Consider the following 13,280-nt stretch of genomic DNA (forward strand, 5'->3'; position numbering starts at 1 on the left):
GAGGAGGGGTCACAGGTCAGAGTTCAAAGGTCAGCAGATAGCTTTGGTCTCTGATTTTCGATTCCTGGTTTCTTCTTCGTTGAAACAACGACCCATTCTAGATGAGGCATTGGTGCAGAAAGGGCAATTACCGCTTCTGGAGCTGGACTTTTTTTGAGGTCGATTGATTCGACAATTCCTACAGGTATACCTGCGGGAAAAATTTGGCTATAAGGCGATGTTGCGATCGCATCTCCTGGACGTACATCAGGAACTTTATCAAAAAACTGCATGACAGCATAATTTGCAGATTGCCCGCGCAAGAACCCCATAAAGCGGCTACGGCTAATTGTGACACCAAATTGACTTGTCGGATCGCTAATTAGCAATACACGGCTTGTGTGAGGAGAGACACTGGTAACTCTACCAACTAGTCCACCAGGAGCAGTTACAATATCACCAACTTGAATTCCTGCTTGACTGCCGCGTCCTAAAGTGACTTGTTGCCACCACTGATCTGCACTGCGACCAATAACTGGCACTGTAATTGCCTGCTGCGTTGAATCTTTTTCATTGTTATTAATCTGATTGACATATCCCAACAACTCTTCAAGCTGTTGGTTTTTATTTTCTAGTTCTACTATGCGTGTTTCCAGTTCTTGCACTCTGGCATCGTATAGGTATATGTCTTGATTGGAACTAGACTGAAATGGACGTGTCAATACTTGATAAACTTCAACAACAACTGCTCCCTGAGTATGGCGAATTGCCCAGGCAGTACCGAAAGACAAACTTACCAGCACTAGTGTTAGAGCATAGCGCTCCCACCAGCGACGAATGATATACATAGTTTTTGCAGTCAGCTTCTAGCTTGTGATTCAGTTGTATAGCAGTGGTCAGAGGACGCGCTTTACGCAGACCTACGGTTCAGAAGTCAGGGGTAAAAGTTATATCCAATCCGCTTGATTACTGAATTAACATGGTGAGTGAGGGTGACTAGCAACTAACCGCTAATGTCTTTACCATATTGACCATTGCTATAGGAAGAAACGCTTTCTGTTATATCCTTTAAGAGTGGCTACTGTGTAGACTTTGCTAAAGAAAAGGTCGGGAGTTAGGAATCAGGGGTTAGGGTCACAGAAAAATCCGCACCTCCAATATTGCCATTAGATTTTCCCAAAGCTTCATATCAGGGAATTTCCCTAACCTCTGATCTCCGACCCCTGTTAACTTAGATCGTACGCGATCGCGCACTAAATACAGGTTCCATTTGTTTAAATTTTTCTAAAACGCGACCTGTGCCTAAGACAACACAGCTTAAGGGATCAGCTGCAATATGAGTAGCAATACCTGTTTCATGGCTAATTAATGTATCTATCCCTTTGAGTAAAGCACCACCACCGGCGAGAACTATTCCACGATCAACAATATCAGCAGCAAGTTCTGGAGGTGTTCGTTCGAGCGTTCGCTTCACTGCTTCAATAATCGTGGACAATGGTTCTGACATACTTTCGCGAATTTCGGGTTCTTTAATTGTCACAGTGCGTGGTAAACCCGATAGCAAGTGCAACCCGCGTACCTCCATGACATTTTCTTCGTCATTCCGCATAGGATATGCCGAACCAATCCGAATTTTAATTTCTTCGGCAGTACGTTCGCCAATGACCAAGTTGTAGATTTTCTTCATGTACTGCACGATCGCTTCATTGAGTTCATCTCCAGCAACTCGTACTGATTCACTCACAACTGTGCCAAAAAGACTTAACACCGCGACTTCAGTTGTTCCTCCACCAATATCGATAATCATGTTACCAACCGCCTCCGTGACAGGAATTCCAGCACCAATTGCAGCCGCTATAGGTTCTTCAATCAAAAACACATCTCTAGCACCTGCTTGAGTAGCTGCATCCATCAGCGCGCGTCGTTCTACACCTGTGACACCTGTAGGAATCCCAATAACCATGCGCGGGGAGACAATGCGACCTTCATGTACGCGTTGAATAAAATGCTTAAGCATCAGTTCAGCCGTATCAAAATCAGCAATGACACCATCGCGTAAAGGGCGCGTTACAGTCACATTTCCAGGTGTACGACCCATCATGCGTTTAGCTTCTTCACCCACTGCTGGAGGCATTTTGCCATTTTTGTCAATTGCAATCACAGAAGGCTCTTGTAAGACAATGCCTTTACCAGATACATATACCAGGGTATTGGCAGTACCAAGGTCAATACCCATGTCTTTTGATAATGACAACCGATTAAAAAAACCTAAAAAAGCCACGCCTTTCACTCCCCAACGCGAGATAAATTCTTGTATAGCCGACTTTACGATGTCTAATCGTGCAGGATTCTATTATGTCTAGTGTTCTCAGTCTAGTCGAGTCGAAATAAATTCTTTTTTATCTTTAATTGTAAGTAGTAGGCGAAAATAAGTCTTACTGCTAGCCTAGGTAACTGGTGATTGATAAAACTATTTATAAGCAAATTACCCATTACCTATTACCCGATCTAACGCAGGACGTGTTTGAATTCGGTCGCGACTGCCTGTAGGAATTGCAGCAATCAGCGATCGCGTATATGTTTCTTTCGGATCGCTATAAATTTCTTCAGCAGCACCTTGTTCAACGATTTGTCCGCGATTCATGACTAAGATGCGATCGCTCATAAACTTAACGACACTCAAGTCGTGCGAAATAAAAATATAGGTCAGATTAAACTCAGCTTGCAATTCTTTCAACAAATTCAAGACTTGTGCTTGTACCGAGACATCCAATGATGACACCGACTCATCACAAATAATAAACTTGGGATTGAGTGCGAGTGCTCTAGCAATACAAATGCGTTGCCGTTGACCTCCAGAAAATTGGTGCGGATAACGATTCATTTGTTTGGGATCAATACCGACCCGATCTAATAAATAAGCAGCGCGATCGCGGCGTTGACGAGATGATTGACTTGCAGCATGAATCACGAGTGGTTCCATGACCGCATCACCAATTTTCATGCGCGGATCAAGCGAACTAAAGGGATTTTGAAAAATAATTTGCATCTCCCGCCGGAGTTGTTGCAAAGGACGTCCTTTTAGGTTTGTGACATCCCGTTCTTCAAAGAAAACTTGTCCCCCCATTGGCTCAACAAGCCGCAATAAAGTACGACCAAGCGTTGTTTTACCACAACCCGACTCACCTACTAATCCTAATGTCTCGCCAGGGTACACGACAAAAGAAACGCCATTCACAGCAAGAAAGTAGCGTTTAGTTCGACCAAAGACGCCACGAATGGGAAAGCCCACTTGCAAATTCTGAACTTGAAGGAGTGGTGATTGTTGTTTTAAATTTGTCAAGCGTTGCGCTAAGGTTTCTGAACTGATTTGTGGTGGTAGTGTTGGTTCTTTGGCTTGAATTTCGACGTCACCTGCGCGTGTTAATCCCACACTCATAAAATCAGAGACTGTGAGAAGATACTGCGATCGCCTGTCTAAAGTTGGACGACACGCGAGCAAACCTTTGGTGTATGGATGTTGAGGATGTGTAAAAATTTGCTCAGCTAAACCATACTCTACAATTTTGCCTTGGTACATGACAGCAACTGAATCGGCAATTTCAGCAATAATTCCCAAGTCGTGAGTAATAAACATCATCGACATTTGACGGCGATCGCGCAATTCCCTAAGCAAGTCTAAAATTGTCGCTTGCACTGTGACATCCAGTGCAGTTGTTGGTTCGTCTGCAATTAATAGTGCAGGATCGCAAGAAATTGCCATCGCGATCATGACGCGCTGTAATTGACCGCCAGAAAGTTCGTGAGGATAGCGATCGAGAATTGCCTGCTTTTGCTGTTGAACAAATAACTCGCGCTGACGCTGATCAAGACGATGACCTTGCATTGTATCTGTGTACTGCTGACGTAACTCATCATCACTTGGCAATAATTTGACTTCCTGTAAAAGCGCGATCGCTTGTCTTGTTGCTTCTTTTTGGGAAATATTTTGATGTTGTCGCAGTGCTTCTATTAACTGAAACCCGATTGTATAGACTGGGTTAAGCGAACTCATCGGTTCTTGAAAAATCATCGCAATTTTTCCGCCACGATATTGTTGCATGCGTTCGGGTGGCAGTTCCAATAAATTTATTAGTTCACTACTGTGATTGCGATCGCGAAACCAAACTTCGCCACCTGTAATCACGCCTGGAGACGGAATCAACCCCATGACAGCCAAAGATGTAACAGATTTCCCTGAACCAGACTCTCCTACAATTCCTAGTGTCTGACCGCGTTGTACCTGAAACGAAATTCCGTCAACAGCCTTCACTTGCCTTTCATCACCCAAAAATTCAATTTGCAGATTCCGAACATCCAAAACATCATTACTCATAAGATTTACTATGGGAGGTTAACTAAAAATTAACTGGATTTTAACAGGGGTGAGGAGCGTTAGCGTTTAGCGGGACGAAGTCCGGAGCGAGGAGCGAGTGAATCGAAGAAACTATACATTTTTACAAACTAAGAAAATGACCGACGAGATAAAGCGAACCACACAGCACAACAAGACGAGACGGTGCAGCGATTGCAGATGTTAGGGCGGATTCTACATCTTTATGAGTAGAACACTCTGATAAGTTAGGACAGATTTTTTGGGCAAGTCGTGCCAATTGTTCTGGATCGGCTGAACTATGATCGGGAACAGGAACTAAAAATAAACGATCGTGCGATCGCAACAAAGCCTCAAATATTTCCCTATGATCTTTTGTCGATAGCATTCCCATTACCCAAGTTACTGAATCAACAGCAAAAGTATCCACAAATTGCCGTAAAACTTGAGCCGCAGCTGGATTATGCGCTCCATCAATTAACAACTCGCGACCCTGCCAAGTGTACCATTGCAACCGCCCCAACCACTGAGTTTTCGCTATACCCTGCACGATCGCTTCTGATGATATCTGCCAACCTTTTTTTTGTAAGATTTGTAGAGTAGCGATCGCCAACGCCGAATTCACCAACTGAAACTCCCCCAGCAACGGCAAAAGATACTGAACACCCCCATACTCTACACATTCTTGACTCTGCGTCTGTGTGGTTCGTACCTCCGCAGCCTCCACCCACACGTCCACGCACCCCAACTCCTGAATTCTCTTTTGCACCACTACTTTTGCTTCTAGTGGCAAAGGTCCCACAACTGCTGCACATCCAGGCTTCAAAATTCCTGCCTTTTCCCGCGCAATATCTGTCAAAGTAGGACCTAACTGTTGCCAATGTTCTCGACTAATCGAAGTAATGATACTAACAAGTGGTGTCGCGCAAACATTAGTCGCATCCAAACGCCCCCCCAAACCCACTTCTACCACTGCAACATCGACCTGCTGTTGTGCAAAGTATAGCCAAGCTGCTGCTGTGAAAACTTCAAACTGCGTCGGTGTCTCCTGCTGTAAGGCGATCGCCTGTTGCACCCGCAACAACAATTCTGCTAATTTTTCCTGAGTAATAGGTTTTTCATTAATACAAATTCGCTCAGTCCAATCGATGAGATGAGGGGAAGTGTAGCGCCCCACACAGTAACCAGCTTGAGTCAATACTGAAGATAAGTAAGCACACACCGATCCTTTACCATTTGTTCCAGCAACATGAATTATCGGTACTCGCTGCTGTGGATTACCTAGATTTGCCAATAATTGCTCAATACGTTCTAATCCCAAGTGAACGCCGAAGCGTTGAAAAGGTTGTAAAAGAGAATCAATGTCCACTGTTTTGACGACTAGCTCCTAGCTTTCAACATACACCGTGTTGAGGAGTATATAATCTTTAGTATGAAGTCCGCGCCTTTTATGAGTTCTCAGTTTTGAGTCTGAGAGGGTCGTGAAGTGTTGATTTAAGAAAACTCTTCATGATTCAAAACTTTTGCAGTAATCCCTGATTTCAACTTTCTTGATTTGTCTGCGAAGTTAACTCAAAATTCAAAACTCAAAATTCAAAACTTTTGAATAGCGTTAGCGAAATTATGTCAGCACTTACTCAAACCCCAGCTACTCGCTCCACCGCTACGGGGCAAGATATCGGCGGCAATGTGCAAAAATATGAATGGACATGGCAAGAACAAACCTTCACTGTGGTTTATGAAACAAAAGGTGAAGGAACTCCAGTGTTACTTTTGCCAGCGTTTAGCACCGTCTCTACACGGGCAGAAATGCGAGGTCTAGCAGAAAAACTGACGACTCAGCATCAGGTAGTCGCCCTCGATTGGTTAGGATTTGGGCAATCTGATCGCCCACCGTTAGATTACGAACCTACCATCTATCATCAGTTGCTGCAAGATTTTGTCCGAGATACATTTTCCCATCCCATCGCAGTCGTTGCTGCGGGTCATGCTGCAGGTTATGTGATGCAATTAGCACAACAATCTGATGTTTGGTCGCGCATTGTATTAGTTGCACCAACCTGGCGGGGTCCTTTTACAGTCATGGGAGCAAGTAAACCTGTAGCAGGAATGGTACGAGAGTTAGTGCGATCGCCACTCCTTGGTCAAGCACTGTACCAAGCCAACACAACTCCGGCATTTCTCCGCTTCATGTACGGTAGGCACGTCTATGTAGATAAAGCCCGCTTAACACCAGAGTTTATTCAGCAAAAGCGACAAATTACTCAGCACTCAGGAGCAAGATTTGCACCAGCAGCATTTGTGACTGGGAGACTCGATCCTGTTACAAGTCGTACTGATTTCTTACAACTATTTCAAGTGTCGCTTCCTATTATGGTGATTGTTGGTAGCCAAGCACCGCCGTCATCGACTGCTGAAATGGAAGCTGTTGCGGCAGTTCCTGGAATTCAGACACAAACACTTCCAGGAACTTTAGGTTTGCACGAAGAGTACGCAGCAGAAGTTGCAGAGGTCGTTTTACCGTTTTTGAATTCTTAGTCAGAGGAATATAATATTGATGAGTCGAAACGTACTAGGCGAAGAGTTAGAAACTTGTTGTACCTCTCCTATGACAGGGTTTTATCGTAATGGAGTGTGTGAAACAGGTCCGCAAGATAGTGGAACGCACGTTGTTTGCGCGCAAGTCACTGCAGAGTTTTTAGCATTTACTCGTTCTCGAGGTAATGACCTCAGTACGCCCAGACCAATGTCTAATTTTCCTGGACTCAAATCAGGCGATCGCTGGTGTCTTTGCGCCTCGCGTTGGAAAGAAGCGCTAGATGCTGGGGTTGCCCCTCCTGTGATTCTATCTGCAACGCATGAAGCAATTTTGAATTTTGTCTCTCTACAAGACCTCAAACATCGCGCCTTGAATCTCGACTAGCTAGTACTTTCATCCCTTCTGAAACCTTATAGTTTTGTACAGGTGATACTCTTTTGGATAGATGAACTGCCATTTAGTTGTCAGTACAACTTGAGGTAGCAATGTCTAAGGAGGGTGTACATAGATCATGGCAGACAACGGAAATAACACAGCGTTAAGCAACCTGGAGTACGATCTACTGACAGCGTTACAGAATAAAGCAGAAGCTGTCAAAGCTTACGACACTTACATTCAAGATGCCCAACAAATGCAATCGCAACCTTGTGTTGAGCTATTTCAAAAGCTGCGTCAAGCAGATGTAGAGCAAGCACAGGAGATTCGTCAACATCTGCAAGAAGTTATGCAAAAAGGCAAAATGTAAACTAAGCTACACAAAACTTCAGTAAGTTTGAGAATTAAACGTGTCTTGAGTTTGTGCAGAATTTTTCATAATCTTTAGTGTATTGTGGGGTATTCACTCGAAAGCCCCATTTTTTATGGCAGTATTAGTTTAAATTTACCTCTTAAGACAGATTAATTAAAAGAAATATAAATTTATTCTGTAGCAGCTGTTACTGAATCCTGTCTTTGTTAGAATATCAGGATATAAATTGCAAATTACAGAGAACAATGATTATGAACAGAAAGCAACAAGCCGCAAAACAAGCAGCGGAAGCCCACCGCACTAATATCCAAAGAAGCTTGCAGCACCGATTAGAAGTTGCAAAATCTCAAGGTGATGAAAAGCTTATCCGACAACTAGAAGCAGAACTCAATTACTTTAACTAAACCAGAAATTAGCTGCTAGCTAAACACTAAAAGATAGCTTATAGAACGTAATGTGAGGGACATCATATATGATGTCCCTTAATTTTTTTGCTATCTTGATTTACTAATTGACTATAACTGCAAGACAAAAACTTAACACAGATATTTAAACAGCAGTATCTATCATAAGTTTGCTGAAAGTAAACAATCTTGTGTGTAGAGTTACCAATCCTTTAGTTGATCTCATACTAGAGAACAAAAATTAGGCAATATCTATATTTCTGAGCTAAAACAGAAATATCGCTTACTAGTAATCTAGTTCCTTAACAAACAGACATAGGAACTTTATTTGAGGAAATGGTAATGATAGAAATGTTTTTTAATAGCTTTCTATACATATTACAGGCTCATAGTCGTTGGATGAGTTGGAATTTGTTTTTAGCTTTTATTCCGTTAGGATTAAGCGTGCTTTTATTTCGACGTAAAAGTTTAAATCGTTCTCTATCTTGGTGGTTAGGGTTTCTTGTCTTTTTTGCTTTTCTACCAAACGCACCTTATGTTTTAACAGATATTATTCATTTAGTTACATATATTCGTAGAGTTGATTCTATATGGCTAATTACTTTAATTTTATTCCCCTTGTACTTGTTATTTATGTCACTAGGATTTGAAGCATATGTTATCTCTTTAATCAATTTAGGTTCCTATTTGCATCGCATAGGAAAAACTCGATGGATTACTAGCGCTGAATTAATTACTCATGCTTTGTGTGCTGTAGGAGTTTACTTAGGTCGATTTCAGAGATTTAATAGCTGGGACTTAGTTACACAACTAGATGTAGTGGCTACTAGTTTAATAGAAGATTTATTAGGTAAGCGTCCACTTGTTATTATTGCAATCACTTTTATTATAATTACTGTTTTATATTGGATTACCAAACAATTGAACTTGGGAATTATTTTACGACAACGCAGTTTTATCAAGTCGCGGCAGCAAAATTCAAATCGTGTTTCGCAAACTGAGACTTAATTGCAACGTAAATTTTATAAAAATAAAATAATCTTATTTAAGATGCCACTTTTTTTGAAAGATGAGCTGCTGATATCACTCAAGAAAGAGGTAAAAAGAAGTTTCATAATATGTTTGGAAATGCTATATGGTTCCTAAGTGATTCGTAATTAACAGCAGCATAGAAAAATAGCTGTTAGCTAATATTTGCGAACAATTAGCAATCTGGAGTGAATGCTCGTAACTTGAATAGAAATACTGTGTATGTTGACATTGCTAACTGACTTTGGATTAACTGATATATATGTGGGTGTAATGAAGGGAATAATCACTCAAATCAATCCTCATATAAATGTCATTGATCTGACACATCAAATTCCTCCTCAAAATATCGCAGCAGCAAGATTTTGCTTAATGAATGCTTATACTTACTTTCCTAGTGGAACTGTTCATCTTGGTGTTGTCGATCCTGGTGTGGGTAGTACGAGACGAGCGATCGCAGTAGAATTTGCCACAGGGTTTTTAGTTGGACCTGATAATGGTATATTTAGTGGTGTATTAAGTCAAACTCCTGCTTTAAAAGCGGTAGAATTAACGAACTCAGATTACTGGCGAGTTGCACAAAGTAGTGCCACATTTCATGGTAGAGATATCTTTGCACCTGTTGCAGCGCATCTTACTAGTGGAGTTTCTCTTGATGACTTGGGAGGCGTCATTGACGTTGCATCATTGGTAAAGCTGGAAATACCAAACTCCACTATTATGGACACAAGTATTCAGGGTTGTATTCAATATATCGATGGTTTTGGTAATTTAATTACTAATATTCCTGGCAATGACATGCTTAGTAAGCAGTGGGCTGTTATCGCCGGAGGAGTAGAAATACCAGGAGGTAAGACGTATAGCGAACAACTGCAGGGAAGTGCGATCGCTCTTGTTGGTAGTCATGGTTGGATTGAAATTGCAGTTAATGGTGGTAGTGCGCGATCGCAGCTACACTTGGATTATTTAGATCCTGTTCAAGTCTTGTTTTGAGTTAGGGTGGAATTGAACACATCACGGTCGATGACGTATGACTCAACATGTATCTGAATCAATCGTTTACCAAGGTCAATTTGGTGAATTCACAATTAATGAGGGCGATCGCACTGGCGTTATTGTCTATCGCACAGGGTTAATGGTAGCTGCATTGAGTTTTGCTCTTGGTAGTGCTTTAGTGTTACTGAATCACAATGCAGTGAATTTACAAATTCTAACTCCTTTATTTGCTTGTTTTTGCATAGCATTAGGCGTAAGCCTGTTTACAATTCATATTTATTTAGCAGCACTTCATCGATTACTCCAAATTTTTTGGGCAATTGGCACATTATCTGCTGTCTTTTTTGCAGTTTCTAGTGTTGAACCTTTAGCACTCACAATCTACAATCATCCAACGAGTTTGTTTGGTGTTGGTTTCGTTTTCGCTGCTTTGACGGGCATTTACTTTAAAGAAGCCTTTTGTTTTGATCGTTTAGAAACAAAAGTTTTGACGCCATTAGTACCCATTCTATTATTGGGTCATATATTACAAGTTTTACCTGTGCAATTGGAACAAATAATGCTAGCAGGATGGGCAACATTGTTTGTTGTATTTGCCTTGCGTAAGGTAATACAACCTATCCCTCCAGATATTGGAGATAAATCAGTTTTTGTTTATTTAAAACAACAGCGTTTTAAAAGTTCTGAGTTTTGAGTTAGCCCTGTAGATGAATATAAGGTTTAAAAATATACCGTACTTTATGAAGCGATCGCAGATATTAACCCACAATTTTTAAAAACAGTATGAAGAAAATAAAAGAATAGTGACAAGGAAATAGAGGCTAGGAAAAGATAGAAAGTAGGAAATTTGAACCTAATTCATTTTAAGCTTCTATCCTTGAGGAATAAAGATTGTTAGCTGAACGTGCTTACTGGCTTGCTTGGTCACAAATTAGTGGAATTGGTCCAGTTTTGTTGCAACGATTGCAACAGCATTTTGGAACTTTAGCTACAGCATGGGATGCGCAAGAACAAGAGTTACAGCAAGTTGAAGGTTTCGGAGTTCAGACAATTGCAGCAATCAGTGCAGGGCGATCGCATCTTCACCCAGAACAGCTTTTACTCGAACACCAACAACAAAACATAAATTTCTGGACACCTGTTGATACCGATTATCCTCAATTGTTGTTAGAAATTCCTAGTCCACCACCAATATTGTACTATCGTGGTAATGTCGATCTTCAGGAAAATTTTGGGCAAAAATCCCTGATTAGCATCGTCGGTACGCGCAATCCTTCAGAATATGGTAAGCGGTGGACGCGCAAACTGAGTACTACTTTAGCAAGAAATGGGTTTACAGTTGTTTCCGGTTTAGCAGATGGAATTGATACCGAAGCACATCACAGCTGCTTAGCAGCTGGAGGCAGAACAATTGCAGTATTGGGTACTGGTGTTGATATTGTGTATCCATCCCGAAATCGCGATCTTTATCAACAAATTCTCCATCAAGGGTTAGTTGTGAGTGAGTATCCTGCTAAGACACCACCAGATCGCGCCCATTTTCCCCGCCGTAATCGGATTATCGCAGGTCTAACTCGTGCAGTACTAGTTCTAGAAGCACCGACACGTTCAGGTGCATTAATTACTGCACATTATGCAAATGAATTCTGTCGCGATGTTTACGCCTTACCAGGATCTTTAGACAATCCGCGATCGCTAGGCTGCTTGGAGTTATTACATAAAGGCGCTGGAGCTATTTTAGGCGAAGATTCTTTACTAGAAATGCTAGGCTCAATGCCACAAATTGATCAGGCACTACCCTCAGCAACACAACTACCAGAATTAGCACCAGAGTTGGAGAAAATCTTTAGGGCGATTGCTGCTGAATCTATGCCATTCGACTTGATTGTACAACAAACCGGTTTCTCAGCGAGTCAAGTTTCGAGCGCACTTCTACAACTAGAACTTGTCGGGCTAGTGTCTCAATTACCTGGAATGCGCTATCAGCGGTGCTAAGGCGTATAAACACTATATCGATTGCGTCCTTCCCGCTTCGCCTGATATAGCGCTTTATCTGCAAATGCAATTGCACTCTTCCATGAAATATCAAGTTGTGGTACGGTGCAGGTAATTCCTAGACTTAAGGTGACGCAATCGCTCACTAATGATTGGTTGTGGGGAATATTGAGGCTGTAAATTTCAGTTACGATTGCTTCTGCAACTTTTTTAGCTCCTTTGACTGAAGTGTAAGGCAATATGACGGCAAACTCTTCACCTCCATACCGAGCAACTAAGTCTGTGGGGCGGTTTAAGACAGAACTAATTGCTTGAGCAATTTTCCACAAACATTCATCGCCTGCTTGATGTCCATAGTAATCGTTATAAAGCTTGAAGTGATCGACATCAATTAAAATCAGCGCTAAAGATTGCTGTTGGCATGCCAAAAACTGCCACTGTTGCTGCCAATACTCATCAAAGCGACGGCGATTGGCAACGAGTGTCAAGTTATCTACAATTGCTAGTCGGAGTAGTTCGCGATTGGCTTCTTCTAAGGCGGCTGTTCGCTGGGCAACTTTCATCTCAAGGGTGTATGTATACTCTTCTAGCTGGAGTTTAACTTGCTCTAAGCGATCCAGAGTGTGGGCGAGTTCAAGTTGCTGTTGTTGAATTGTGTTGATGTCTCGGTAAGATCGTAGTGCTGCAATTACTGTTGTTAACAGTTTTTGACGAGTGAGTTCTATTTTGAGTTTATAGTCATTGATATCGTAATTTAAAATAACAGATTCTTCAGGAGCTTCGCCAGGATGTCCCGTGCGCAAAATGATTCGGACATGCTGATTTTTGAGTTCTTCACGAATATACTGAACAACTTGCAATCCAGCATCGTTCGTTTCCATCACTACATCTAGCAAGATTAGCGCAGCATCAGAGTGAGCGATCGCTAGTAATTCTTTCGCCTCTTTACCTGAGTACGCAGACAAAAATGCGAGTTTTCTGTTCTCAAACTGAACGTTATTGAGTGCTAGTTGCGTTGCTCGATGCACATCAGGTTCGTCGTCTACAATGATGACATTCCAATTATTTGGTGGGATCGGCAGTTCCTGCGCCGCTGTCTCAGTTTCATCGCCAAAGCAGATCTCATCATCCTTCAAGAAAATGACATCTTGTTGAAATTGATTCTGCAATTTAGGGTTGATAGGAAACATCAATGGCTACTTTTGTTAAGTTGAAGGC

At 41.8% G+C, this 13,280-nt stretch carries 13 protein-coding genes; 8 read left to right on the top strand and 5 right to left on the bottom strand.

Annotation, left to right across the window (positions count from 1 at the left end; all coding sequences use genetic code 11):
* Positions 1–23 precede the first annotated feature (23 nt).
* From mreC to CSQ79_RS22405, 4 genes are all read right to left on the bottom strand, one after another.
* Positions 24–827, bottom strand: coding sequence for a rod shape-determining protein MreC (mreC, locus tag CSQ79_RS22390; RefSeq protein WP_099703338.1), 804 nt, complete (start codon positions 825–827; stop codon positions 24–26).
* Between the two features lie 383 nt (positions 828–1,210).
* Entirely contained in the window at positions 1,211–2,215 is a 1,005-nt protein-coding gene (locus tag CSQ79_RS22395; protein ID WP_099703339.1) for a rod shape-determining protein, read from the bottom strand.
* Positions 2,216–2,464: 249 nt separating this feature from the next.
* Positions 2,465–4,354 carry an ABC transporter ATP-binding protein gene (locus tag CSQ79_RS22400; RefSeq protein WP_099703340.1) on the bottom strand — a complete coding sequence of 630 codons (1,890 nt, stop codon included), beginning with the start codon at positions 4,352–4,354 and terminating at the stop codon, positions 2,465–2,467.
* A gap of 121 nt (positions 4,355–4,475) precedes the next feature.
* Entirely contained in the window at positions 4,476–5,720 is a 1,245-nt protein-coding gene (locus CSQ79_RS22405) for a bifunctional folylpolyglutamate synthase/dihydrofolate synthase (protein WP_099703341.1), read from the bottom strand.
* A gap of 254 nt (positions 5,721–5,974) precedes the next feature.
* Between CSQ79_RS22405 and CSQ79_RS22410 the strand changes: the two genes are divergently transcribed.
* From CSQ79_RS22410 to dprA, 8 genes are all read left to right on the top strand, one after another.
* Entirely contained in the window at positions 5,975–6,889 is a 915-nt protein-coding gene (locus CSQ79_RS22410; protein ID WP_099703342.1) for an alpha/beta fold hydrolase, read from the top strand.
* A 19-nt stretch (positions 6,890–6,908) separates the two neighbouring features.
* Positions 6,909–7,274 (top strand): DUF2237 family protein, encoded by a 366-nt coding sequence (locus CSQ79_RS22415; protein WP_502693957.1) that lies wholly within the window; start codon positions 6,909–6,911, stop codon positions 7,272–7,274.
* 127 nt (positions 7,275–7,401) lie between these two features.
* Positions 7,402–7,635, top strand: coding sequence for a hypothetical protein (locus tag CSQ79_RS22420; RefSeq protein ID WP_099703344.1), 234 nt, complete (start codon positions 7,402–7,404; stop codon positions 7,633–7,635).
* 254 nt (positions 7,636–7,889) lie between these two features.
* A complete protein-coding gene (gene pirA / locus CSQ79_RS28375; RefSeq protein WP_289501442.1) occupies positions 7,890–8,042 on the top strand; it encodes an arginine synthesis PII-interacting regulator PirA in 153 nt (50 codons plus the stop codon).
* Positions 8,043–8,384: 342 nt separating this feature from the next.
* Entirely contained in the window at positions 8,385–9,050 is a 666-nt protein-coding gene (locus CSQ79_RS22425; RefSeq protein ID WP_289501443.1) for a DUF1361 domain-containing protein, read from the top strand.
* A 243-nt stretch (positions 9,051–9,293) separates the two neighbouring features.
* A complete protein-coding gene (locus tag CSQ79_RS22430; protein ID WP_099703346.1) occupies positions 9,294–10,064 on the top strand; it encodes an SAM hydrolase/SAM-dependent halogenase family protein in 771 nt (256 codons plus the stop codon).
* Between the two features lie 37 nt (positions 10,065–10,101).
* Positions 10,102–10,761, top strand: coding sequence for a DUF2301 domain-containing membrane protein (locus CSQ79_RS22435; protein ID WP_099703347.1), 660 nt, complete (start codon positions 10,102–10,104; stop codon positions 10,759–10,761).
* Between the two features lie 197 nt (positions 10,762–10,958).
* Positions 10,959–12,062, top strand: a complete 1,104-nt coding sequence (dprA, locus tag CSQ79_RS22440) for a DNA-processing protein DprA (RefSeq protein ID WP_099703348.1) — start codon at positions 10,959–10,961, stop codon at positions 12,060–12,062.
* On the opposite strand, the gene CSQ79_RS22445 is transcribed toward dprA, so the two are convergent.
* On the bottom strand, positions 12,059–13,252 hold the full coding sequence (locus tag CSQ79_RS22445; protein WP_099703349.1) for a GGDEF domain-containing response regulator: 1,194 nt from the start codon (positions 13,250–13,252) through the stop codon (positions 12,059–12,061). The two genes, dprA and CSQ79_RS22445, sit on opposite strands and share 4 nt — an antisense overlap.
* Positions 13,253–13,280: the final 28 nt, after the last annotated feature.

Origin of the sequence: Gloeocapsopsis sp. IPPAS B-1203 (genome assembly GCF_002749975.1) — a bacterium.
Taxonomy (GTDB): Bacteria; Cyanobacteriota; Cyanobacteriia; order Cyanobacteriales; family Chroococcidiopsidaceae; genus Gloeocapsopsis.

Coding starts and splice junctions, on each gene's coding strand:
- mreC (WP_099703338.1), bottom strand. CDS start 827: ATGTATATCATTCGTCGCTGGTGGGAGCGCTATGCTCTAACACTAGTG.
- CSQ79_RS22395 (WP_099703339.1), bottom strand. CDS start 2,215: ATGGGTATTGACCTTGGTACTGCCAATACCCTGGTATATGTATCTGGT.
- CSQ79_RS22400 (WP_099703340.1), bottom strand. CDS start 4,354: ATGAGTAATGATGTTTTGGATGTTCGGAATCTGCAAATTGAATTTTTG.
- CSQ79_RS22410 (WP_099703342.1), top strand. CDS start 5,975: ATGTCAGCACTTACTCAAACCCCAGCTACTCGCTCCACCGCTACGGGG.
- CSQ79_RS22415 (WP_502693957.1), top strand. CDS start 6,909: ATGAGTCGAAACGTACTAGGCGAAGAGTTAGAAACTTGTTGTACCTCT.
- CSQ79_RS22420 (WP_099703344.1), top strand. CDS start 7,402: ATGGCAGACAACGGAAATAACACAGCGTTAAGCAACCTGGAGTACGAT.
- pirA (WP_289501442.1), top strand. CDS start 7,890: ATGAACAGAAAGCAACAAGCCGCAAAACAAGCAGCGGAAGCCCACCGC.
- CSQ79_RS22425 (WP_289501443.1), top strand. CDS start 8,385: ATGATAGAAATGTTTTTTAATAGCTTTCTATACATATTACAGGCTCAT.
- CSQ79_RS22430 (WP_099703346.1), top strand. CDS start 9,294: ATGTTGACATTGCTAACTGACTTTGGATTAACTGATATATATGTGGGT.
- CSQ79_RS22435 (WP_099703347.1), top strand. CDS start 10,102: ATGACTCAACATGTATCTGAATCAATCGTTTACCAAGGTCAATTTGGT.
- CSQ79_RS22445 (WP_099703349.1), bottom strand. CDS start 13,252: ATGTTTCCTATCAACCCTAAATTGCAGAATCAATTTCAACAAGATGTC.